The organism is Microbulbifer maximicatervae (SeqCode) (genome assembly GCF_052467505.1).
The window spans coordinates 1,178,930-1,202,769 of sequence record NZ_CP174313.1 but is presented as its reverse complement, the minus strand read 5'-3'; the positions used below and the strand labels follow the sequence as shown (position 1 = coordinate 1,202,769).

Sequence of the window (23,840 nt, the reverse complement as noted above, 5' to 3'; positions counted from 1 at the left end):
TATTAAAAATATTAGGCCATTTTGCTCAAAATTTACTCAAAATGAGCCAATTTTAAGCTGAGAGCAGACCTTTTATTTTAGCATGTGGTGACGCTTGGCGAGCCCAAGCATTGCACATAACACATAAAATTCGACGATTGAGTGATTGCTGGGTAGTCCTTTACCCCAATACTTCCGAATGAAATCAAGAACTACACCAGAACACAAGAAGCCACTATTAAACGGACTTCAGCTTTAGCTCCAACAGAGGCGCGACTACATCGTTGTCCTGCGTGCGTATCCAGAGCATTTCCTCCTCTGAGTAGAGCTCTGCAACAATCGCATTAGCTAATTCACAATCATGAGAAATCAAATGCTGCGCCAACCACTCTGCAGCAAAAGTACGTTTTTTGCCGAGCGTACCCTGTGAACGCTTGTACAGGTTTTTTACTGCCTTGCGCGCATACTCTACTGAGGCGATTCCCGGAGTCGCTTCAACCATCTTGCGATGCAACTTTTTGCTTTTCTGTTCGATGATATAAGGAAGCACTTGGCCAGAAACATAGTCGTGGGCGACCGATCCTTTACAAGGACAGCTATACGACTTCCTGTTTTCATAGATTTTTTTCAGAGCATTGAGGTGATTATTGGTCTTGTATGCGGATCGGGCCGCCAAACCAGCGTAACCAATGGACAATGCTGTTCCAGCAACAACCAAACCAATACCCGTCGCAGAAGTCGCAGCCGCTGCACCGGTAGCCAGGCCGGTTAGTGTGGCACCTGTAGCCGTCTGTGCACCCCACACCCCATAATAAGCAGCAGAGCCAACTCCTCCAGCCACAGCCTTTGCGGTACGGTGCCGACTGACAACCTTGCCGAAATTCAGTGGTGGACGTATATCAATATTGTCGTGTGGCACCTGTGGTATCTCCTACTTCTTTTATTCAATCTTTGTTGGATAGCTGCAAACGAATTAGTCCAACTGTCCCAACAACTATTGGCGCTTTATACCACAGAAATAAGTAAGAATTCGACATGTCGCAATAGTCAATAGCACAGAGTTTCAACTTGACTGAGAAAATCAGTAGCCAGTGTATGGAAAAGAGCTGGATAGCTATACGAGGTGGCACCTGTGACCAAAATGGGCCTAACGTTCAAAATATGAATGGGGTTAAAGGGATTTGCTGTTATTATCCTTTTGATTAAGAGCGCAAAGCTCCCCATCTGCAAACTCTGTTAAGTGGAATAGGTAACGGGCAAAATCCCTTATGTTGGAAAAATTAGGTAAGTTATTGGATGTTGAAGAGCTGGATCGAAATCTCTTCCGCAGTCGTCATCACGTTGAAAATTATCGCAAAGTGCTTTTTGGCGGGCAAGTTCTGGGCCAAGCACTGATGGCAGCAACTCGTACCGTTGAGCATCGCCTACCCCACTCCCTTCACGCCTACTTCCTCCGCCCTGGCTCTAGTGAGCTGCCGGTGATCTACGAAGTAGACCCAATCCGCGATGGCGGTAGCTTTACCACTCGTCGCGTAGTCGCCAAGCAGCGCGGGCGCGCGATCTTCAATATGTCCGCCTCCTTCCAAATTCGGGAACCCGGATTTGACCACCAGGCCGACCTGCCTTGTGTCGAGATTCCCTCTCCTGAGAGCCTGAAAAACACCCAGGAGCTGGCCCTGGAAGCTGGATTGGTTAGCCCGCAGTACGATCAGCGGCGCTATATGATCGATTTTCGTCCGGTAGACCCGCAAAGCTACTTTGGCGCTGAAACCCGCGAAGCCAAATGCATGTTCTGGCTGCGGGCAGAGGGCGAGATGTCGGACGACCCGATGGAGCACCGAGCAGCACTTTGCTATGCATCCGATATGGGACTCCTGGGTACCTCCCTACAGCCGCACGACATATCCTTATTCGATCCCCAATTGATGCCCGCGAGCGTTGACCACGCGATGTGGTTCCACCGCGATTTCCGCCTGGATCAATGGCTTCTCTATGTAACGGATAGCCCTTCGGCAACCGGTGCCAGAGGCTTTACCCGCGGCCAGATTTTCACCCGCGACGGAACGCTGGTAGCGTCTACCTGCCAAGAGGGACTGATTCGACAAATAAAAAATTAAATCAGTGGTTTACAGCCGAAAAATTGCTGCTATAGTGCCGCCCCTTCGCAAATGATGCGAAACAAAAAACGGTGAGTAGCGCAGCCTGGTAGCGCACTTCGTTCGGGACGAAGGGGTCGGAGGTTCGAATCCTCTCTCACCGACCAGATTTTCAAAGCCCGCTTTTAGCGGGCTTTTTTGTGCCTGAACTCTTTAGCTTGAGCTGACGATAAGCCGTTCAGATTACCCCTCACTTTCCCCCAGTGCATCGCACCAGGAACAGTACAAGCAACTCCTGCATGTTTACCTTGCCGGGCTTAATGCGGAAGCGCATTAAAAAGTTAAAAGCGATGGGGACAAATAAAGAATTAGCTTCAGAAGTACCGAAGAGGCACGAGGCTTTGAGCATGGCTGGCTTAGCTATTTACACCGATAAGCAAGTAAGAGATAACACCCTCAAGGCAGCTGTGTAATTGCCCATGTAAGCCTTTAAAGTAAAAGCGCTACCAGGAATGAAATCATAAACACGAAAAAGCCCGCATAAGCGGGCTTTTTCTTTTTATATGGTCGGTGAGAGAGGATTCGAACCTCCGACCCCTTCGTCCCGAACGAAGTGCGCTACCAGGCTGCGCTACTCACCGAGGCCGCGAATACTACTCATCCATTTTTCAAAGATCAAGTAATTTTTGGCGCGAATGTCATCATTGATCATTTTGCCGACACAACCGATCTTTGAGTTGTCCTCAAAGGCAGTCTAATCCGCATTATAGCTGGACCTCCCCGGCTCCAAGCGCCTCTTTCTACACTGGAGATTCAAGCTTTACGGTTGCTAGTAATTGCCCCAATCTCCGACATATCCATTTAGTCTGCCAACTAACAACCAATCCCTTACTCGTCCTGGGGTCGAACACTTTCCACCGATTTAGCCACTCTCTGAAACCCTCTTCACGTATACGGCAAACTGTGGTCGCCAAAGAAATACCGATATTATTTCTATCCACTTTCTTGTATTTACGTATCTTCAACGACTATCAAGTACTTTTAGTTTTGAGTGCACACGTATAAAAAATGCAAAGCTCTCCACAGAGGATGCAAGAGTTTGGAGCAGAAAAAACCAAGAAGGGCATACAGTGCGAGGCAATAGCAAATTACATTGAAAAGCTGCTAGATATCGTTTTTTGATATTTTGAGTAAGTAGATCTTTACATAAAAGCGAACTGACAAGCTCGTTAAGCTGCTTTTCCAAGACATCGATATAAACAGTTACCTTTAAATTCCAGTTCGCTATTTACGGATATTTCTACAAGTGCCGCTATTTTTCACCGGGCACCCGAGGGGATTTTCCCCGAGCCCTAACACCAATACAAGGGAGCAGCACCCTGCACGCCACAAGAATATTAACCACTCATTTAAGTAGAAAATCCCGAGTAAGACTTTATTTTTTAAAAAATATTCCTTTTGGGAAAATTACAGAATTTTAAGAAAAATGGTGACTACAATTGCGCCCCCATTACCTTTTTGTTTCCCGCTCCATTTTTTTTCAAACTTTCCCTGTGCTTCTGAAAAGCTTCTCTATACTCAGATCAGCCGGCTGAGTGTCCGTCGCAAGATGCAACAACTCGAAAGCTCATTACCGATTTATTATCAGCAGGCTGATCCTAAAAACGGGGCTCTATCAAGCTCCAAAATTCTCACCCGTAAACCATGAAATAACCTGGGCGATAGCCCCCTATCGTCATTGGTCTACTCGAGGAGTACGTTCATGTACCAACCATATGCATATGCTCAAGGGATCTTTGGACAACCACAAAACTATGCCGTACCTCCGATTAATCCGGTCGTCGGACTCACTCCCCCCCAGCCATACCTACCGCTTCAACAGTTAGCACCACAAGGATTGCTGGGAGAGTTTATTAGCCGTGCAGCCCCGGTAGTTGGTGGCATTGTCGGTGGACCACAAGGTCAATTGATCAATGCGCTCGGCGGATTGGGCCAAGTACTGCCCTTCCAGGCCGCACCACAGCTTCCACAACAGTTAGCGCCCCACATTCCTCAGCAGCTTGCTCCACAAATTCCACCTCAGTTCGCTCATCAGTTTGCCCCCCAAAACTATCTCAGCGAATTGATAAACCGCGCGGCCCCTGTTTTGGCCAATTACATCAATAACCCTCAGGCACAGCTGATCAATGCAGCCGCCCAACTAGGACAGCTCTTACCCTATCAAGCCGCTCCGCAACTGCCACCGCAAGGTCTCCTCGGTGAGTTGATTAGTCGTGCCGCACCTGCTCTTGGCAACTACATTGGCGTGCCTCAACAAGGTCAACTCCTTAACAACTTGGCGCGCCTCAACCACCTGCTGCCCTACCAGGCCGCACCGCAATTCACGCCACACCTCGTTCCTCAGACCTACATCGGCCAACCGGTAAATCAACTGGCACCTGTGGCTCCGGAGCAGTATGGGTCGGTTCCCCCGCAAGCTTTTGCACCACTGAGTCAACCGGTGCCATTCCAGGCTTTCCCGCAGCCGCCACAGCAACCTTTTCAGAACTTGAGTGGCATCGGACAACCACTGCCCTATCAGGCAATGCCACAACCCAACTCAGCCTTTCAGCAACAAGCTTATCTGCACTAAAAATGATGCAAAAAGGGGCTTCACGCCCCTTTTCCTGGGGGTGGGTTCGCCCCTGCCCTACTTTGGATAGCACAGTCACAATGAGAAGAAAATGAAGAAGTTTGAGCAATATGTAGCCGTACCCAATCGTAAGGTATCAGCTAGCACTCTGGAGCTAGAGGAGCTGGTGAAGGAAGCTTCAAATTGCCCCGATGTGAAGGACGTTACTTTGTGCAAAAGCAACGTCACCCTTGTGGCTACACCCGATGCCGTCGACGACCTAAGAAAGAAATTGGGAGGCAAAGTAATTATTGATCCGGATCAACCTGTCCACCCTCTCAATTGAGACTGAAACCCACTCGATTCACCACTTTCAGACGTTTCACACGCGTACTAAATCAGTACCGCACTGAAAGCGAAGGAACATGAACATGACTGAATCCCGACAAGAAAAGGCCGCAGGAGAACCTTCGGTCGAGGTTGCAGAGAAAGTCGAGTTACTTATTTCACCCCGCCGCAGCCTGATGGCTAAATCCATGGGCGTGCAGCCATTGAGCTCGGGCTCAATGCACCATGTGATTTCCACTATTGCCAGGCAGGCAGGTTGTGAGGTGCTTCGTGAAATACGCCCCGGCAGAAAACTAAAAACGCTGTCTTCCGCCGATGAGGCCACCAATATTTACAAAGTCCGTATGGATGTGGATGCTGCTGCGGCACTTTACCAGACCACACCACCAAACGTCGCCGTTGAACTGGACTCACTTCTCTCTTACGGGCAAGCGAGCTATTCACCGACCTTTTCCGCAGTTTTTGCACAGCAACCCGGACTATTGCGCGAATACCACGTCCAGGCACAGCAGGTGCACTTCCGCGTTATCGGTGCAAAAGGTGAGCCCATACGCGACGCGCAAATAATTGTTGAAAGTGCGGGCTTTCCTCAAGAAGGGGTCACCAACAATAAAGGGGAAGTCGCGCTCAGTATTTTTGCGCAAAGCGGCGGCGCTCAAGTGAAATCACTTCTGATCCGCCCCGCCAAAGATTTCTGGAACAAATATATTCGCAGCCCCTCCCTATCACTCACCGGTGTAAACCTGGTGAAACTCCAACCCCTAAGCGAAGCCATACCCAACTTCCCCAATGATGCTTCCTATGGCTGGGGGCAAAAGTACATGGGCCTGGACCAGCTACCCGATGAATACACAGGCAAAGGTATCAAAATCGCAATCATCGATTCCGGTGCGGATAATAAGCACCCGATACTGAGCCATTTAAAGAATGGTATCGATGTCACCAATAATTACGATGCCAATAGCTGGGCAGAAGATATCGTCGGCCATGGAACCCACTGTGCAGGAATTATTACAGGCCAACCCTCTGGCTCCGAGGCAATACGCGGTTTTGCTCCTGAAGCCGAAATCTATGTATTCAAAGTTTTCCCCGGCGGGCAATTTAGCAGCTTGATTGATGCCCTCTCGCATTGTATAGAACTCGGCGTTGACGTAGTGAATATGAGCCTGGGCAGCTCTGATTCGTCAGAAGCTGTTGAGCAACAGATCGAGGAAGCGGTCCAACATGGTATCGCCTGTATAGTTGCCGCAGGCAACAATGGCGGGGCAGTCCAGTATCCAGCCAGTTCTCCAAATGCTATGGCTGTCGGCGCTCTGGGAATGCTCAATGAATTCCCCAAAGATTCCTGGGAAGCGCAAACAGTAATACCCTCAACAGCATCAGCCGACGGTCTATTTGTTCCTAGATTTAGCGCTTTCGGCCAGGAAATTTCTGTTGCCGCACCTGGTGTGGGTATCGTTTCGTCTGTGCCTGACAAAGGCTTCGATGTTCAATCAGGTACATCAATGGCCGCGCCGCATATTACCGGTTTGGCAGCACTACTACTTGCCCACCATCCATTATTTAAAGGTGTGCTCCGGCAGAAAGATGTATCCAGGGTGACCGCCTTATTCCAACTAATCCGATCCTTGGCCGCACCAATGCCCCTCGGGGCAGAGAGAGTTGGCGCAGGTGTTCCCAAGCTTTTCGGTATCAACTCCGCTTTTGAGTCCGCCAAAGAGCAAGCAAGGGCCGCGGGTACTCATGCCGCTACCGCGCAAGGTCCCTCCTCGGCCACTCCATACTCTGGATTTACCATGAGTCCTTTACAGGGCTACCCCCCTCAAGCTACACCCAGTTGGCAGGGGCAGTTTGTGCCGGGAGGCTACTACCCTTCCGAAATAGCCGCGGTTAACCCCCAGCAACCAATGGTGAGCAGTTTTCCAGATGGATTTGCCCTGAGCGCCTACGGTATGCAGTTCGTTGATCCCCGTGCAATCAGATATTGGTAGCTCTGTCGCCATCGTTAGTTAGACTGCAAAAGACCTTTCAAGACCGCAGCTATGCTGCGGTCTTATCCTTCGTAGCATTCAATTCCCACTTAGGCAGCATGCCTGCCCGCTAATCCAGCCCTCTCAAAAGATGCTTGTGACGGCCCATCCACATCTATCTTCTTGTTTACTCATACGGGAGATGCTTACTTGTATGCGTCACCATAGGATAACGACTTTGTAAGTGTATTCTTTTTAAGTGGTACATATCTGAAAACCAATCAAATGAAACCTGCCACCTCATAACTGGCTAGCTTGTGACCAGTTTGCTTGAAGGTGACACAAGGGCACCTGTAGGCTTAGATACTGTCGAAACGACTAATTGTTGGATTTCCCGCTGAAGAAATGATGCTTAAACGATTACTAACACTGCCGCTATTACTCGCCACTCTATCCCCTGCTGTTCAGGCTTATGAGATTCTTTACAGTGCAGAGATCTCGCCCAACTCCAAGCTGGCTGAGGTGGAAATGGCGCTCAGCGGTGATGATATGCCAAGTAAGCTCGTTCTAAACTTGCGCTCTGGCCGCTATCAGGACCTGGAAAGTGACACCCCACTAAAGATCGAGGGCGACAAAGCAACCTGGCAACCCGAAGGGAAGAACCCCGTCCTCAAGTACCGCTTTGTCATAGATAACCAGCGTAGCAACGGTGGCTACGACTCACGGATCACCAAAGACTGGGCAATTCTCCGCAGCGATAAATTGATTGCACCGGTATCGGCAACCAGCCGTGGCCGCTCTACCGCCCGCCTTAAGCTGGAACTTCCTGACCAATGGTATGCGGCCCTACCCTACCCTGAGATCGAAGATAACCTATACGAGTTATCTGACCCCAAGCGTAAGTTTGTAAGACCCAAGGGCTGGATGATTGTAGGGAAAATTGGCAGTCGGCAGGATATGATTGCCGGCACCGAAACCCGTGTTGCAGGCCCTAAAAATGAGAATATTCGGCGGCAAGACATCCTGGCCTTCCTAAATTGGAACCTGCCAGAGCTCAAGAAGATCTTCCCCCTCTTCCCTGATCATCTATTGATCGTAACCGCTGACGACCCCATGTGGCGCGGCGGACTATCGGGGACACGCTCTCTATATATGCATGCTGATCGACCATTGATCAGCGGCAACCGCACCAGCAGCATGATCCACGAGTTAGTTCATGTGGGCACGGGAATTCACGGCGACGATGAGAGCGATTGGATTGTAGAGGGACTGGCTGAGTTTTACTCCCTGGAGATTTTAAGGCGAACTGGTGGCATCAGTGAAACCCGCTATCAGGAGGCAATGGATAAACTGATTAAATGGGGTAAGAAGGCTCCTTCACTATTAGTCGAACGCTCATCCGGCCCCATTACCGCCCGTGCGGCCGGGGTAATGCAGCAACTGGATAAAGAGATTCGCGAGGCCAGCAATGGCAAGGCAAGTATTGATGACGTCGCACAAGAACTGGCTCGAACACGCGGTGAAGTGACTCTGGAAAGGTTTAGATCCCTGTCTGAGAAAGCAGCCGGTAAGCCCGTGGATACATTAGCCACAGAAAACCTGACAGACCGGGCGAAAGGCTCCAACAAATAGCAGACAAAAAAAAGCCCTGACGACGGGGGGGGAGAGCGTCAGGGCCAAGACCATTAGGAGTGAAACTTGGAGGATTTCATCCTTGCTTCCGGGTGACAGCCATGTGAGCCACCCTACCAGCATTACTAAACACGTTGGGGGAGATGTGTTAGCCAGATAAAGACAGTATCGAACACAGGTCACAGATTGCCAGCACACCTGAAGATTAATTTAGAACAAATGGAAATAGGTTCTTGAGCACCAGCGCTAAAAGTTATTACAGCCCTCCCCCATCATCAGAAGGTAACTTTTCCTACTTTTTTTCACTTGTTTGCAACATTGATGAAAACAATGCTTGACTAATCCTCTAGAGTCCCTAAAATGGCGCCCACTTACACAGCGAAACGCACGTAAGTATAAGAAAACGCTAGGATTTTTCAGATTTATCAGATAGAATTCGCAGCGTTCTTTTCCGCCAAAGGCGGATAAAAAAGGCTAGGTGGCAGAGTGGTCATGCAGCGGACTGCAACTCCGTGTACGCCGGTTCGATTCCGACCCTAGCCTCCATTTTCCTCTTCATTGCAGTATCCTGTTGAATGCAATGAAAGTGAGAATGAAGGGCAGCTTTTAAACATCGCCCTTTCTCGCAAAGGATCTGCCCGGGTGGTGGAATTGGTAGACACAGGAGACTTAAAATCTCCCGGCTTCACGGCCGTGCCGGTTCAAGTCCGGCCCCGGGCACCAATCAGATCTTTGAAATCAATAAGTTACATACCTTTTGGTGCAAATTTGGTGCGCCAACCTCTACTCTCCTCAAGCGATAAAAATCTAGTTAGCGTTTTTGCTAAGCGAAGAAAATAGAACCCCCACTTCCCATCACTGATAGTTTCTAAACCTGGCGATAAATACAGCTAAAGCATTAGTTATTAGATTCTCACCAAGACGGGCTAACTACTCTTTATGGTCATCAGCAGGCGGGGGAAGCACCCGATTCTGAAGGAAGTTGCAGATTTAACAAATGCCCACAAGCACTGCGTTACGAACAAGCCTAAAAAAAAATGCTGACGATCTCTAGGCTGGCAGCTTCAGATTGATGAAGGCAGAATTGGGTTGGAGTAGCACTTCACATCAATAGAGTACGAAGGAAGCTTCATTCATAAAGCAACTGAGTTTGGAGTTAAGCATTACAGCAACCCAAACCCTACAGCGCTTGGAGTCAGCATCTCCCCCTAGTGGACACTTATCAACCTCCCACCAGCTGGCATGCAGCGGTCTACTAAACCCAGACACCAATATAGGTGGTGAAGTTGCCAATAAAAACATAGATACTCGATGAGCTGGCAACGTCGACCTTCTATCAATTTCAATACGTTCAGAAGAGGGAATGGCGCTAAATCCAAAGTAAATTATTATAATGAAAAATCGTATTTAATTACTTGGAAACGCGGGCGAGTTCTCCGTTTTGATAATACCGGAGCCAAGACCAATTCAATTCTAGATTTTTCTTAATTGTTTCGCCCTTTATGGCAAGTAACCCAAAGTACAGAGGCAATCCAATTTATGTTCAGGCCCTTGGCTCTACTAGTGTTCGCATCAGTCCCGATACTATTATGGATATCTTTTCCAGCTATCCGACTCCTCCTCCCTCAACTTAACGGCGTTAATTGTAATGGCCCTGTTTGCGTTGAAGATAAGAAAAGGCTCGCAGAAGCAACCGTTCTATACCGATCAGCGAATGATTCACTGAACAGAAACAGCCTTCTAGTAAATAGCCAACCTACTTTTGTTTATTGTTCAACTGTCGAGTGTTACCGTTCATTTGGCGGCGGGCAAGAAAGGGCCATATCTTTTCCTTACTCAGGCACTGTAATTGCGCCGAGTTCCTGGCAGGTCTATATTACTCAACATGAAATGGTGCACTGGTTTCAATTTAAAGAGATAGGCCCACTGAATACAATGCTTAAGCCTGAATGGTTTAGAGAGGGAATGGCGTACCTATATAGCGACGCTCCCGATTCAGATATCCCTGACCACTATTACCCAATGATTCAGCAGTATAAAGAATGGCACTCAGATATGGAGTGGAATGAAGTTATCTGCGCAGCGAGAGAGCTTTAAGGAGCCTCTAAATAATTCTGTAATATCTCTGCGAGCCTTCAGAGACAGAATTCTGGACACCCGCAAAAGTCGTTGCTTTAAGTGCCAGAATTATTGACACGGTAGGGACTACAGGATACATATACTGTATAAATATACACATCACCAAAGATCAATGCCCTTACCTCGTAGCGCACAAGTCTCGTTAGACACTACTCCCTATTACCATTGCGTCTCCCGCTGCGTACGAAGAGCGTTTCTGTGTGGTAGAGATATGAAGTCTGGTAATGACTATGAGCATCGCCGCGAGTGGATTGAATCCAGAATGCATAATCTAGCTTCAATCTTTGCCCTTGATATCGCTGCCTATGCCGTTATGAGTAACCACTACCATATCGTACTTTATATCGACAAAGAGAAAGCGCTGAATTGGCCGGATACCGAGGTCATTCTCCGTTGGCAGAAGCTATTCAAAGCTTCCAATTTGGCCCGTCGCTACCTTCAAGGGGACACTCTCGATCACTGTGAGATCAGAAAACTAAAGGAAATCGTCGCTCTATGGCGAGATCGCTTGATGGATCTTAGCTGGTTTATGCGCTGTTTAAACGAGTCTATCGCCCGTCAGGCCAATGCTGAAGATAATTGTACAGGCCGCTTTTGGGAAGGTCGTTTCAAGTCCCAGGCTTTATTAGATGAAAGAGCTCTTGCTGCCTGTATGGCCTATGTCGACCTCAACCCTATCCGTGCCAATATGGCAAAAACGCCAGAAGACTCTAACCATACCTCGATCCAACAACGCATTCGTGCAGCAATCTTAGGTGAGCAGCCCAAAGACTTACTACCGTTTGTTGGCAATGAGCGCCTGAATATACCTAAAGGGCTTCCCTTTCAGTTGGATCACTATTTAGAACTAGTGGACTGGAGTGGTCGACATCTAGCCCCCAGAAAACGAGGTTTTATTGCTGAAAGCACGCCACCCATCCTCAAACGACTAGGCATCTCACCAAAACACTGGCTATACCTCAACAGAAACTTTGAAAGTCGCTTTAAAGGATTGGTGGGATCAGTGGAGACAGTACAACAAGCCTGTATACAGCTCAATAAACGCTGGGTGCACGGTATAGGCGACTGTCGGCGCCTCCTTTCTGCAGCATCCTGCTAGTTACCACCCAACCTATCGATACCTCTCCTCCCGGCTTGTATCCAAACCATGATTTTCCAACCCCAAGTATATTTCCTCAGTCTTCCACTGCACCTTAACACTAAATCAGAAAGAAAAAGTCGCTAGAGCTGGTACTAAAAACACGGCTCGCACTTCTCTCCAATCTTTGGGTGTCCAGAATAGCTTTCCCAATCTTTCCCACCGCAGAAAGACCACCCCTTGTTTAAGTATCAATAGGAAATGAGCATGTTGATTTTAAAGCGCCGCACTGGAGAAAACTTAAGGATTGGAACGAATGTCTCGGTCACAGTATTGGAAGTTAAGGGGAATCAAGTAAAGATAGGAATTAACGCCCCTAAATCCCTGCCTGTTCACCGTGAAGAGATTTATCGGCGTATCAAGAAGAAATAGGAAATGACCACCTGAGTATGCCTAAAGGGTTGCCCTTTCAGTTGAATCACCACTTTGAGCTAGTGGACCGGAGTGTAGAGAGTTAGACCCCGGAACCGGGGCCGTATTACCAAAACACACCCCCCACCCTTAAACGTCTGGGTATTTCATCCAAACAGAGATTATATCTCAATCGGAATTTTGAGAGTCAATTTAAAGGCTTGGTGGGGTCAGTGGAGGTAGTACAACAAGTCTGTACCCGGCTTAATAAATGCCGGGTACACGGCATCGGCGATTGCCGGCGTTTCCTTTCTGCCACGCCCTGCTGATTCTGCCCCTCCTTCCTAGCTACCTGCATTCCTCTTGGTTTTTACCGAAAACCCCAACTTTCGAATCCAAAACCTAATGCTTAGCTTCTAATTGTTCAATAAGTTCAAAAAGTAAAACTCCCTTATCACTGCTTTTATCAAACATGCTTGTTTTTGATTGAAGCTTTTCGAGAAGAGTCTCTCCAGATTCATTTCTAATGCTGGCATCAACTCCATTCTTAACAAATACTGCAACGGTTTCAAAATGGTTATAACCAGCAGCGAGCATTGCAGCAGTATTGCCACTGCTGGTGGTGCCATTAACATTCGCACCAGCCCCTATCAACAACTCAACGGAATCTAACTCATTCGGAGAACCAATTGCCAAATACAAAAGGCTATCTTCATTGATAGAGGATATTAAGTTTGGGTCACCTCCACTAGCGAGCGCAGCTTTCAAAAGCTGGATTTTTCCTCGTACAACAAGCCAGTGCAGGATAGATCCACCATCATCGAAAACAACATTAGGGTCTGCCCCTAGCTTCAGTAAATAATTAAACCCTTCCTCATTACTTATCGCCCAAAATAAGGGGGTCGCATTATGCTTTCCTTTGGAATTAACATCTACCCCACCTTCAACCAGCGAATCAATACGGCCAACATTTCCTTTGGCGGCTGCGCCGGCTAATTCTCTCACGAGCGGGTCTCTATATATCTCATCCAATCCCATATAAATGAGAAGGTTCTTCTTTTGATTTTTTATAAATTCTTTCTCAGAAGATTCCATTGATTTAAAATCTATATTCTCAGCTGTACAGGATAAACTCATCACCATAAAAAGCAAAAGGAGAAAACTTGCCACTCTCTTCATACCTAATAACACCCCATCACTCGACAAACATCACCCATACCGTGAAAACCGGAACCCGTGCCTAACGAAACTTGTTCACCCGGCACGCTAGATGGAGTAAAGGAGTTCAATGGCTGAACAATATCAAACGTACTCCTAAAGTGAACGATATTCGCATTACTTCGTGGAATTCCTCCCACGGTATTATTATGAAGGCCGGCAGCATTGAATATAGTAGCACTTCCACCTGTTGCAATGGCCGCAGCAGAAGCAATGCCACCGCCTAAGGAGTGCCCAGCAAAATGTGTGACGCCCTTATCGATCGCGTACTTAATTCCAGCGGCATACTGATCACTATGCCTTCCATAAGCTTGATTAACATTATCCCCCATGTCATTAGAAAATCCATTAATAGAAGATGGATCTGTTCCGGCATAAGCAATAACTTTTGAGTCACCATCAACAAATAACGCTGCCCTTAAACCACTTGGGTCAGTTTTGATATCCTCAATGGTGTAAGAACCAACAGAATCTCCAACCTGCCCTTTATAGGCAGCATCAGCCATTCTAGCATCTCGAACCTCTGTAGCCGTCGGCTCCCTCCCCATTAGAGAATTATTGACAACAATAGAGAATGCAGCTGTACCAGCTCCATTTGCGAATTTTCCTCCAGTTGCTTTTGAAATTGTCCCTGAAAGGGTTATCCGCACTGCAGCTTTGCCAACGTTACTCCAGCTAAAGCCTTTAGAGAAACCACCAATTTTTGCTCCCACAGCTGAGCCAACACCTGCCGATACAAATCCATGGCCAAACTTTCCACCCTGCAAAACAGAGGTCATGCCCCCAATTGCCCCCATTTGCAGCCCATACAGTGCGATCTCTTTAAAGCCTGCTCCCGCTCCTGGAGCCAGAACCCCTGCTGCGTATGTCATTGCTGCTGCAGAAACACCTGCAATCAGCGCATCACCAAAGTCTGCACCGGCATGCAATGCCTGCCCAAAGGCAACAACCCCAACAACAACCGCAGTAATGGCAATGTCAGCAGTAATAGCATAGGCAGCGATCGCAGCCAAGGTTACTAGAAAGTATCCACTTGGATCGCTCGCGTTCAGCGGATTATTCCGCACATAGCTATACCGATTGTACATCTGGGTGTCACCGGGGCTTTGCACATGCGGGTCAGCCTGTAAAAACCTCCCAAGCATCGGATCATAAATCCGCCCATTCATATGGATCAGGCCCACCTGATCCAGCATTTCGTGGCCGGTATAACCGCGGGTGGTAATGCGGTTATCAAAGTCAGTTAGAGCTGTACTTGCCAATAGGCTCCAGTCCACGGCGTTGCGGCGTTGTCCCCAGGCATCGAAGCTGTAAACAGCCTCGCCATCATTGGCAATCTCACCTTTGCTGTCAGTAATCACATCCAGTGAGCCTAGATGATCCTTGTGCAGGTACTGGGTGCTGCGATTACGGTATTGGCCCTCATTATCCCCATCGTTGACTGTCAGACTGATCAGGGCTCCGCCGGGGAGGTAACGCTTGATCTCGGTAGTACCGTCTTTGGTTATCTTCTCGACATTGCCGATGCTGCGGGTCTCGGTAACCTGGCCGCTCTTGTCGGTGTCGATGCGCAGATAGCGCATGCGGTCCGGGCCGTATTTAAACTCGGTTTTATGACCCCCCTTTTGGATTTCGTAGGGCTTGTCGAAGGTGGTGTATTTCAGCCTTCTACCGCTGGAGTCCTCGGTCATATTGCCATTGGCATCGTATTGATAGCGCACACCATCGGAGGTTTCACAGACGGCGTGGGGGCCGAAGCCTTGATCACACTGACTTCCGTAACGGTATTCACCCACATCGGATTTGAAGGTGATATTGCCCAGGTCATCGTAGCGCAGAGTCTGCGCTTCACGGCCTGCCACCTGGGCACTGGTGAGACGGTTTAGTTCGTCATAGAGGAAGTCTTCGCGCAGGTTTTTCCCCCCACTTTGTTCCACGCGGTTTTCGAGATTGCCGACGTCATCCCAGTCGTAACTGAGATACTGGAGGTCGCCAACACCCAGCACACTGGCTGTCTGACCCCGCAGAAGGCCAGTTGCGGGATGGTAGTCTTTGATGGTGGTAATGCCATTGCCACTCAGGTGCTCGGTCACATTGCCACGGGCATCCATTTTGACGACCGTATAAAACTGCTCGGCGGTAGCGAGGTTGCGCAGCTCGGCGTCTACAACCTGGGCGAGATAGCCGTATTGGTTGTAATGGTGGCGGATGGCACTGCTTTCCCAGCTACCGTCGCCACCGGCATCAAAAATCTGGAACGGCCGCGAGAACTGGTCGTAGTTGGTTTTTTCATAGTGGTCGTCGCCCCCTTCCAGAGAGAAGCTGGTAATGGTTTCACTGGGACGGCCATAGTGATCATAGCTATAGAGTTTGGCGTAGCTGTCTGAGCTATTGCTGGGATCGAATGCCTCCACTCGGATCAGTGCTGCCGGAGGTACGCCATTTTCTCCAGTGCTCTGGTCGTTGTTGTAAAACCACTTCGTGGTTTTTACGGCTTTATTGGTGTCAAAATCTCGACGCTCGGTCAGGCGGCCGAGAATGTCATAGGTATTCTCGACACGCTGACCCTTAGCATCGGTTTGCTGTTTCAGTTCTCCGTAGCCGTTATAGACATACTCCCAGTCCCCTTTGTCTGGGTCGGACATGGTGTCTTTGCGGCCGAGCAGGTCGTAGGTCATGCGGGTGATCAGGTTGCGGCTGCCGTTGCCTTTATTGATCACTTGCAGCAGCTGGCCCTCGGCGTCGTGGGTAAATTCGAGGGTGTTATTGGCGTTGTCCTGAGCCCGTACTTTTTCCCCAACCACATTGCTGGTTTCAACCTTGCGCTGCCCCTTGGGGTTGATGGCGGTGGTGGTGGTGCCTTGGTATTCCAGAGTGAGATCCCAGCGAGTACCTCTGCTGTTACTGATCCCCGGCAGGTCGGTTCCTATCACGCGACCAAGACGATCATAGTCGTGGGTTGTCCAGTAAGCAGTAGCGCCTGCTTTGTAGGGTTCTGACTGGTGTTTTACCCGCCCCACATTGTCGTATTCAATATCGACATAATTCCAACCGCCATCGAAAGCGCGGGTGGCTTTGCGCACTTCCCGGGCGATGAGGTCGTAACAGGTTAGGGTTTCACCGCCACCACCGCTGTAATCGCGTTGCTGGGTGCTGGCACCACTGGGGCACTGGGCACCGGCTGGGGCCAGAAGGCTGCTGCTCTGTGCACCTGTACTGCTGTAGCTGTGCACCTGGCGATTAAAGACATCGTAGGTGATCTGACTGACCACGCCGACGATATCCTCAACCTCAGTGGGGTGACCGGCACTATTGCGTTGCAGCACCCGACTGAGTGTCTGGTTATAGCCGTTTACCTCTTCATCTACAAAACGCCCATTAGAGTTATATACCCAGCGCTGAGTGCGTGGTTCTTCGTTAGCGGTGGATTGCTCGGCAAGGGTTTTATTACCAAAGTCATCGTATTCGTAACGGGTGGTCAGTTGCAGAGAGTCGCCGGGCTCCAGGATTTCCTGCTTGAGAAGCCCTGCCTCATTACCGCTGTCGTAGTAGGTGAAGGCACTTTTACGCACGGCCTCTTGGTGCTGACCCCCTTCGCTACGGCTGTGGGTGACAGTGGTATTGAGCAAACGTCCCAGTTGGAGATAGCTATTAAAGTTGTGTTCTGGATTCTGGAAACTGACCGCTCCACTGCCATAGACATTGACGGTCTCGGTGCTAAAGCGATCCCCCTCAGGCGTTTCGGTGACCGCGTGAACACGAATGACGTTGCCATCATTATCTTTCTCGGTGGAAGTGGTAACGGTTTTCAGCTGCACGCCTTGAGCTTGGCCATCGTTAACAAAGTCGTAGGACTTTTCAACACTGGTGGCGAGAACCGGCATGAGTGGCCCCAGTTTGATTGTGCCGTTGAGGGCTGTTGACGGGAAGCTGGATTGCCAACCTTGTAGTATCCAGGTGTTGTCGGATTCACCCAACAAGTAACCCTGGGGTGTGCGGGTTTCTGTGCGCAGAGGGTAACCGCGGAAGGGGAAATCCTGGCGGTAGTGGGTGGTGGTTTTGATACCGCTCTGCGCGTCGATGGTGCGCAGACTTTCAAAACCCAGGAGTCCGCGACCACCGGCCTGCAGGCGCGCGCCACCGTACATATAGCTGATGGTGCTGGTGGCCGCCGAATCTACCTGCCCTGCAGTGTCGGCATTAGTTGCGGGGGCACTGCTATCGACTTGAGTGACCAAAAACTGGGTGCCGAGCATTTCCAGTACCGGACTGGTTTTGCCGAGGGTGTGCTGACCCTGCCAGTCGCTATTGAGCGCGCGGTAAAAATCGCTAGTGGTGCTGACCCCGTACTGGGTACACCAGTCCTCAATGGCATCGGTATTTCCACTTCCACAGTGGGACTCGAGCACAGCTCCAATATCCAGGCGCGCATAGTGGCCAGAGGTAACGCTTGAGCCGAAGGTGATATGGGTTTGCGCTCCCAGGCCATTGGTGATTTTCTCAATCACGTTAGGGGCCACTTTGCGGTCTGGTGAGTGATAAATACGCAGATAATCGTCAGCGAACTCCATCCAGTCGGTAGAACCATCGCCGTTCATATCCAGGAACATATCCAGGCCACCTTTGCGCGCAATGCGGAAGTTCTCTTCTGCGCTATAAATCTGCTGGTCGCTCTGCCAGCGGCGCAGGCGCAGCTCTTCCCGATCTCCCTGCTCTCTTCGCCAAACCAGGTCGAGATCCCCATCTCCCTCATAGTCCAACCAGCTCGGTTGGGCATCTTTGGGGAAGCTGCCCAAGCTGACTGGAGTGGCGAAGCCGGCCCCGGTGTTGAGCCGGTAGGAATAAGGGCTGTTGCCCGTGGTATCTTCTTGAACCAGATCCACTAACCCATCGCTATTGATATCGACGGCCCGCAGCTTACGGTGCAGGTAAGGATGACGCTGTAGAGACGTTGCACCCGTTTCATCACTACCACCCTTAAAGCCCCAGGTTTGCTCTGTGCCATCCGGAGAATCCATTACCTGTTGGCCGAGAACCAACTGGTTGCCTTGCACTTTGACAACATGGGCGCGAGTCCACTGGGACTCCATATCACCCTTATCCCACCGCATCAGAGTCTGCATCAAAATCAAATCGACCTGACCATCCCCATCAAAATCCCCGATCACATCCGGGTTCAGATAAGTTTCTAGCGTCTTGTCGTCCCAGGACGGTGGGTTAAAGGGGGGTGGCGCGGGCATTTGCCAGGATTGCAAGGCACCAAAGTGATAGAAGTTGGCGGAGTCTGTGGATGCTCCAGAGGGCTCTAACAGCTTGTAGCCAGACGAGGTCACAGCATCTGCCAAACCGTCACCATTGATGTCCACAAAACGGGTGTTTTTGTCCAGGGAAAGCTCTATGGGTGATGTCGAAAGACTCCAGGCTCCGTTGCTATAAACCGACTGGTGCAGCTTCCAGATACCTCCATCTGCCCCTGATCGACGGAAAAGTGCTACATCGGCACGACCATCGGCATTGTAGTCAAATACCTCCCAGCGATAAGGGCTGAGCGAACTGCCACCGTAATGGCCCGCCTGCTGTTCGGGACCATAACCCTGTTCTGTGGCCAACACATATTTGAGGTATTGATCGCGGATTTTAAGTTTGCCATTCACCTGGTCCCAGTCCACTTCAAGCCAGACAATATCCATACGTCCATCGCCGTTGATGTCCGCAGGTCTTGGTGAAACAGTGCGATCTTCCTGATCGTTCAGCTTTACTGTGCTGGCAGAATCGGTAGTGAAGAAGATGGCTGGCAGGCGCCATTCAAACACGGTGTCGGGATGGCACACACTGCCCACACACTCGCGTATGCGCTCAATTCGGCTCAGCACATCCTCTTCGTAATCGGTTCTGAGGTAGTCCAGCTCATAGCGTCGCAGTAGCGCGCTTTGCACCCCATGCGTAGTTATGGCTTGCAAGCGCTGATTATTGGTTATTTTTGCACCGGCAACATGGCTACTGATGACATCTTCGCGCGCTTCATAGTCGAATGTTACTGAGGCGGCGGGGCTGCTGCTGTCACCATAGGCGTAGCGGATTTCGCGGATACGGTGACCTCCGCTTTGATCGTAGAAATACTCTACGGGATTGCCGGCACTGTCTTCCGTGCGGCTCACCACCCAGCTCAGAGTGCCAAAACCTGCGAGGGACTGCTGGGCATTATTTCCGTTGGTGTTTTGCCCGTAATAGTTGATAGAACCGTCTTTACGTTCAAGAGTAAAGTAGCTCGGTTTACCGGCGCTGCCACCGTGGGCAGTAACCAGAGTAAAGCTATCGATCTCGGTGCGATACTGACTACCTGGGGCGCCATAGCTGCCCCCATTGACCAGTAACAGACGCTGGCCATCCAGGCAGAAACGATCCTCGCTTCCCCAGGTAATCGGCCGGTTTTGGCCATCCTGCCCCAGAGTCTGGCGACAGCGGGTGACGCTGGAGAGACCACTTAAATTCCAACCCTGCCCGAGCAGGCCATTGCCCCCCTGGCTCGAGTAGTTGAGAGCCAGTTGTGGCGCGACACCGGCGGTGCCCACAGGCAGGCTCAAAGGTATTGAATAAGTAGCAGCCCCAGCTTCATTGACCCGGAACTGCCCTGGCAATGTACCCGTCTCTGCCGAGATAGCCATCGCCGTAGAATCCGGTAGTATCGATGCGGCAGGCTCTGGAGGCGTTTCCACAACGCCGTTGTAACAACCATTTGCGCACGGGCTGGTACGGCTGTTGAATGCCACTATATTCGTGACACCATCGTTATCAGGGTCATCGTCAGCGCCGTAGGAAGTGTCGCCGAGAAAGAGAATTTCCCACCAGTCTGGAAGGCCATCGCCATCGCAATCGCGGGTGTAAGCATCGCCGTCGTCACAGCTTGTAACCGCCCAGCTGTAGTCTTGTTCATACAAATATTTGAAGCTGCGGCGGAGCAAGGCATTAGTGGCGTAAACGTATTCCTCAGACTGCGCAAACAAGGTGGCAGCATGGGCGAGCGACAGACCCTCTGCGGTATCAATCAACTCGTCTCGGCTGTAGCTGCGTCCACCCCAGGTCAGATTCGGCTGCCCTTGCTCAGGGAACAACCTCTGATACAGGGTATCGACAAAAGCCTCTGCCCGCGTCCGGGAATCGGAGTGCTTAAAGACCTCGGAGAAATTAGCCTGACCACTGGTGGATACTAAAAAGGCTTCAGCAATATCCTTGTGGGTAGTATTGCCGCCGACCAACTGGTAAGTCCAGAAGGTCAGAATCTTTCCGCTAAAGGGCAATTCGGGTTGTAGCAGGCTGCGATAGAGGCGCGCCACACTGAGATATTCCGGTTCTCTAGATGGATCTGGAGCCCAATTACCGATCTCTTCCCAGAGAGCTGGATCGCCAACACTTTCCCAGATCAATTTACCGGGACCTTCATTATCTCGGGTCAGGGCATATATCTGATTATTCTCGGCTGTAGAAAAATACAGGGTGTTTTCCCCTGCCAAAACCGGTTCTTTAATGATGCCGCCACTGGTGGGGTAGGTCCACTTAACCCGCTCCCAGGGTTTGGTTGCAGATGCATTGACGGCATAGAGTATGCCTTTCTCTTCGTCTCCAGTCCCACTGCCCTCTTCATTGGCCTCGGCTTCACTGATGATGGTGCCAAAATAGAGTACGCGGTTTTCGTCCTGCACCGCTCGAGAGACCACTTTTCCTCGGGTAGGTAGGCGCCACTTTTCCAGAGCATAAGGCGTGATAGCATAGAAGTTTTCGTCCAATGCGCCCACGTAGATAGTGCCATCGGTGCTATCTATGCTCGGGGTGGCACGGATAAAACCATCGGCTGTAAAGGGCCAGCCCAGCTCTTTGACACTGGTGCCATCCTGTTGTTTTAGGGCGTGCAACTGCTTGCCGACAGCAACATAAACAACGCCGTTGGGACCGATGGCTGGTGAGGAGCTGGATTCACCAATAAGTTCGGTGTCACGGTTCCCATAGGCTGTCATGCCAGCAATGGCCCCATTAGGGTTGGTGACCCTTGCTCGCACTCCGAGTTTAAACAGCTGGTCATAAAGTGCACCGCCCGGCGCAATACTGACACGCAGGCTGGTAGTGGAAACATGCTCAAGCGCCTCAGCGCCCGCGGCAAAGGTTTGCTGTACCTTTGGATCGGCTACTCCAGTTAATGTCAGGGACAGGTCAGGATCCAGCCCCAAGCCGGATAGTGCAAGACAGCCCTCACCACAGGATAGGCTTGCCGCCGTCAGTACAGGGGTCAATACAGAAACCAGAACCTGATTACTCGGTTCGCTGCAGACTTGAGGATTTTCTTTGTCACATGCCAGTACCTGGTAGGCATATTCATTAGAGCTTTTATTTTCTATAAGAGCGCTGGTCTCAGACCCTTGCTGGATAAGGTTCCAGGCGGTCTGAGATTCTGCACCACCGGGCTTTTCCTGAAGATGGTATATAACTTCTTGGTTGCTTGTGGGATTCCAGGCAAGGGTATAACTGCCAGTGAACTGCGGATTAGAACTTCCAGACTCTGGGTGTGGACGTGCGGATAATGCCCGGGGAGCCTCCAGGGTATCTACAGTAATGGCAATCTCGTCACTGGGTGCACCGCACCCAAGGGGATTGCAGGCTCTAACCTGATAGCGATAGTGTCCCGATGATTGGTTCGAGAAGAAAAAGCCATCATCTTTAATGTTTTCTTTAAATAAGCTAAAAGGTGAACCGTCTTTGCTTTGCCAGATCTGATACTCAGTAGTGCTCGCCACTGGGACCCAGCGCAAGGTGTAGTTACCGGTGCGGTTAATTCCGGGTTGCGTCTCTCCGCCAATGGTTAAGCCATTCGGCGCAGGAGGTATTGTGGCTGCGGTCACGCTAAGAGGCTGGGGAAGAGAAATTCTCGAGCGCCCTTCGTTATCGGTTACCTTAACAGATAAAGTAAAGTCACCGGAAACCCCCTCTCCCGGTGTCCAGACCAACTGATACTGCTTTTTTTCGCCTTTTTCGTTTGTATCAAGAGGCAAGATCACCACTGGGCCTAAAGAGGAAATCACCAACCACTTGGAATTGACAGGTTTCGTGACTGTACCTATCCCGGCACCACTCAGCAAAAACTTCACCGAGGCCACGCTGCCATCAGGATCTTCTGCTTCTGCCTTTAAGGTAACTGTATTGTATTGCGCAATAGTTTTCGGTGGATTGACCAAGCTACCTATTGGAGACTTGTTCGAATCTACATCAATAGTGACCCTCTGATTATAAAGAGAATTACTTGCACCAAGGTTATCCGTTGCAACAGCCCAAACCTCAAATTCACCTTCACTCGGAGTCCAATTCAGGCGAAAACAATTCTGGCACTGGCTGGTATCTTTTGTAGCATTTCCAATGGATTGCTCCGTAGTACTACCGATAGGCTGATAAAAAAATTCGACCTCTCCAATAGAACCATCATTATCGTCCGCAGTAACATAAAAAGTTTTCACCTGGCCATACTCGACATGGCCACCGTTGTCGCCACTTTGCCAGTTAATACTGGGGGGTTGGTTGGAAGTTACCTTGGCAACCCTCTCCGGGGATAGAGGGCTGCACTCCAGGCTGTTACAGGCCTGGAGCTGATAGGAATAGCTACCTACAGGTTTATTGGAGAACGTATAGGATTCTGGTAGTAGTGTGCCCGTCCACTGCTTTAGTGGGGAGGTGCTGGAATTTTCAAAAAGGCTAATCTTGTTAGCATTATCAGGGTTTTCCCAGCGCAAAGTGTAGCTTCCACCTTCAATCACCTGACTGGGTGTAATAGCAAAAGAACTGGGGGCGCTTATAGGATTGGATACTGTAGCACTTGCACTGTCCAGGCTTTCTGACTCGGTGCGCGAAAGACCAAAGCACCTACCATTGTGTTTTATAGGACCACTTGCCTGTGTAATATTCCCAATTGTTTTGGACTTGGTTTCGGCATTGCCGGAAGAAGGAGCGGCTAACATTATCTCGGCATCACCACTACATGGGTATTCCTCACTGAGAATTGTTTTGTAGCCGATAAGAGAAAACGTCCATCTGCCTTTTTCTGTAACTTGTAGCGAATAGACGCCTCCGCCCAGATGGGTTCCCAGCTGGCTAAGAGTACCTTTGGACCTATAAACTCCATCAGCCAATAATGAAACCCGCACCTCTGACCAAGAGCGAGGGCAGTTTGCATGATTTCGCCCACAACTCGTTGTGTACGTGCCTGCTCTAATACTCAGGGAGCCATCTTTACTGTTTGTTGGCGACACCGTTATTGTATTTGCGTGTGAGTAGGCTCCCATACATAACAGCAACAAGATACTGAAGGTTTTGAGTAT

Annotated in this window: 12 protein-coding genes, 4 tRNA genes and 1 pseudogene; 13 read left to right on the top strand and 4 right to left on the bottom strand. The window is 50.0% G+C overall.

The window, feature by feature from the left end:
• Positions 1–217: 217 nt before the first annotated feature.
• Positions 218–898, bottom strand: a complete 681-nt coding sequence (locus ACJJIN_RS05430; protein ID WP_444897196.1) for a hypothetical protein — start codon at positions 896–898, stop codon at positions 218–220.
• 349 nt (positions 899–1,247) lie between these two features.
• On the opposite strand from ACJJIN_RS05430, the gene ACJJIN_RS05425 reads away from it, so the two are divergent.
• The 3 genes from ACJJIN_RS05425 (at position 1,248) to ACJJIN_RS05415 (ending at position 2,548) form a co-directional block, all read left to right on the top strand.
• Positions 1,248–2,096, top strand: coding sequence for an acyl-CoA thioesterase (locus tag ACJJIN_RS05425; protein WP_282932695.1), 849 nt, complete (start codon positions 1,248–1,250; stop codon positions 2,094–2,096).
• 69 nt (positions 2,097–2,165) lie between these two features.
• Positions 2,166–2,242, top strand: a tRNA-Pro gene (locus ACJJIN_RS05420).
• Between the two features lie 132 nt (positions 2,243–2,374).
• Positions 2,375–2,548: a hypothetical protein gene (locus ACJJIN_RS05415; protein ID WP_444897195.1), complete on the top strand. Its 174-nt coding sequence runs from the start codon at positions 2,375–2,377 to the stop codon at positions 2,546–2,548.
• Positions 2,549–2,639: 91 nt separating this feature from the next.
• Here the strand turns inward: ACJJIN_RS05415 and ACJJIN_RS05410 are convergent.
• Positions 2,640–2,716: transfer RNA gene (locus ACJJIN_RS05410), tRNA-Pro, on the bottom strand.
• A gap of 85 nt (positions 2,717–2,801) precedes the next feature.
• On the opposite strand from ACJJIN_RS05410, the pseudogene ACJJIN_RS23405 reads away from it, so the two are divergent.
• The 10 genes and pseudogenes from ACJJIN_RS23405 to csrA all read left to right on the top strand — a co-directional run.
• A pseudogene (locus ACJJIN_RS23405) lies at positions 2,802–3,140 on the top strand (hypothetical protein); the annotation flags it as partial.
• 697 nt (positions 3,141–3,837) lie between these two features.
• Entirely contained in the window at positions 3,838–4,707 is an 870-nt protein-coding gene (locus tag ACJJIN_RS05405; protein WP_444897194.1) for a hypothetical protein, read from the top strand.
• A 91-nt stretch (positions 4,708–4,798) separates the two neighbouring features.
• Positions 4,799–5,032: a hypothetical protein gene (locus tag ACJJIN_RS05400; protein WP_444897193.1), complete on the top strand. Its 234-nt coding sequence runs from the start codon at positions 4,799–4,801 to the stop codon at positions 5,030–5,032.
• 85 nt (positions 5,033–5,117) lie between these two features.
• On the top strand, positions 5,118–7,025 hold the full coding sequence (locus ACJJIN_RS05395; protein ID WP_444897192.1) for a S8 family serine peptidase: 1,908 nt from the start codon (positions 5,118–5,120) through the stop codon (positions 7,023–7,025).
• A 384-nt stretch (positions 7,026–7,409) separates the two neighbouring features.
• Positions 7,410–8,636: a hypothetical protein gene (locus tag ACJJIN_RS05390; RefSeq protein ID WP_444897191.1), complete on the top strand. Its 1,227-nt coding sequence runs from the start codon at positions 7,410–7,412 to the stop codon at positions 8,634–8,636.
• 472 nt (positions 8,637–9,108) lie between these two features.
• Positions 9,109–9,182 (top strand) — tRNA-Cys (locus tag ACJJIN_RS05385).
• Positions 9,183–9,272: 90 nt separating this feature from the next.
• Positions 9,273–9,359 (top strand) — tRNA-Leu (locus ACJJIN_RS05380).
• Between the two features lie 1,242 nt (positions 9,360–10,601).
• Positions 10,602–10,733: a hypothetical protein gene (locus ACJJIN_RS05375; protein WP_444897190.1), complete on the top strand. Its 132-nt coding sequence runs from the start codon at positions 10,602–10,604 to the stop codon at positions 10,731–10,733.
• A gap of 253 nt (positions 10,734–10,986) precedes the next feature.
• Positions 10,987–11,874: a transposase gene (locus ACJJIN_RS05370; RefSeq protein ID WP_444897189.1), complete on the top strand. Its 888-nt coding sequence runs from the start codon at positions 10,987–10,989 to the stop codon at positions 11,872–11,874.
• Positions 11,875–12,120: 246 nt separating this feature from the next.
• On the top strand, positions 12,121–12,285 hold the full coding sequence (gene csrA / locus ACJJIN_RS05365) for a carbon storage regulator CsrA (protein ID WP_444897188.1): 165 nt from the start codon (positions 12,121–12,123) through the stop codon (positions 12,283–12,285).
• A gap of 381 nt (positions 12,286–12,666) precedes the next feature.
• Here the strand turns inward: csrA and ACJJIN_RS05360 are convergent, their stop codons facing one another.
• Positions 12,667–13,443 carry an ankyrin repeat domain-containing protein gene (locus tag ACJJIN_RS05360; RefSeq protein WP_444897187.1) on the bottom strand — a complete coding sequence of 259 codons (777 nt, stop codon included), beginning with the start codon at positions 13,441–13,443 and terminating at the stop codon, positions 12,667–12,669.
• A 2-nt stretch (positions 13,444–13,445) separates the two neighbouring features.
• Positions 13,446–23,651 carry a Tle-like phospholipase domain-containing protein gene (locus tag ACJJIN_RS05355; protein ID WP_444897186.1) on the bottom strand — a complete coding sequence of 3,402 codons (10,206 nt, stop codon included), beginning with the start codon at positions 23,649–23,651 and terminating at the stop codon, positions 13,446–13,448.
• Between the last annotated feature and the right edge of the window lie 189 nt (positions 23,652–23,840).

What these genes read in the sequence shown, in the direction of transcription:
- ACJJIN_RS05375 (WP_444897190.1), top strand. Translation starts at nt 10,602, where the DNA reads ATGGCGTACCTATATAGCGACGCTCCCGATTCAGATATCCCTGACCAC.
- ACJJIN_RS05400 (WP_444897193.1), top strand. Translation starts at nt 4,799, where the DNA reads ATGAAGAAGTTTGAGCAATATGTAGCCGTACCCAATCGTAAGGTATCA.
- ACJJIN_RS05370 (WP_444897189.1), top strand. Translation starts at nt 10,987, where the DNA reads ATGAAGTCTGGTAATGACTATGAGCATCGCCGCGAGTGGATTGAATCC.
- ACJJIN_RS05390 (WP_444897191.1), top strand. Translation starts at nt 7,410, where the DNA reads ATGATGCTTAAACGATTACTAACACTGCCGCTATTACTCGCCACTCTA.
- ACJJIN_RS05395 (WP_444897192.1), top strand. Translation starts at nt 5,118, where the DNA reads ATGACTGAATCCCGACAAGAAAAGGCCGCAGGAGAACCTTCGGTCGAG.
- csrA (WP_444897188.1), top strand. Translation starts at nt 12,121, where the DNA reads ATGTTGATTTTAAAGCGCCGCACTGGAGAAAACTTAAGGATTGGAACG.
- ACJJIN_RS05405 (WP_444897194.1), top strand. Translation starts at nt 3,838, where the DNA reads ATGTACCAACCATATGCATATGCTCAAGGGATCTTTGGACAACCACAA.
- ACJJIN_RS05425 (WP_282932695.1), top strand. Translation starts at nt 1,248, where the DNA reads ATGTTGGAAAAATTAGGTAAGTTATTGGATGTTGAAGAGCTGGATCGA.
- ACJJIN_RS05360 (WP_444897187.1), bottom strand. Translation starts at nt 13,443, where the DNA reads ATGAAGAGAGTGGCAAGTTTTCTCCTTTTGCTTTTTATGGTGATGAGT.
- ACJJIN_RS05415 (WP_444897195.1), top strand. Translation starts at nt 2,375, where the DNA reads ATGTTTACCTTGCCGGGCTTAATGCGGAAGCGCATTAAAAAGTTAAAA.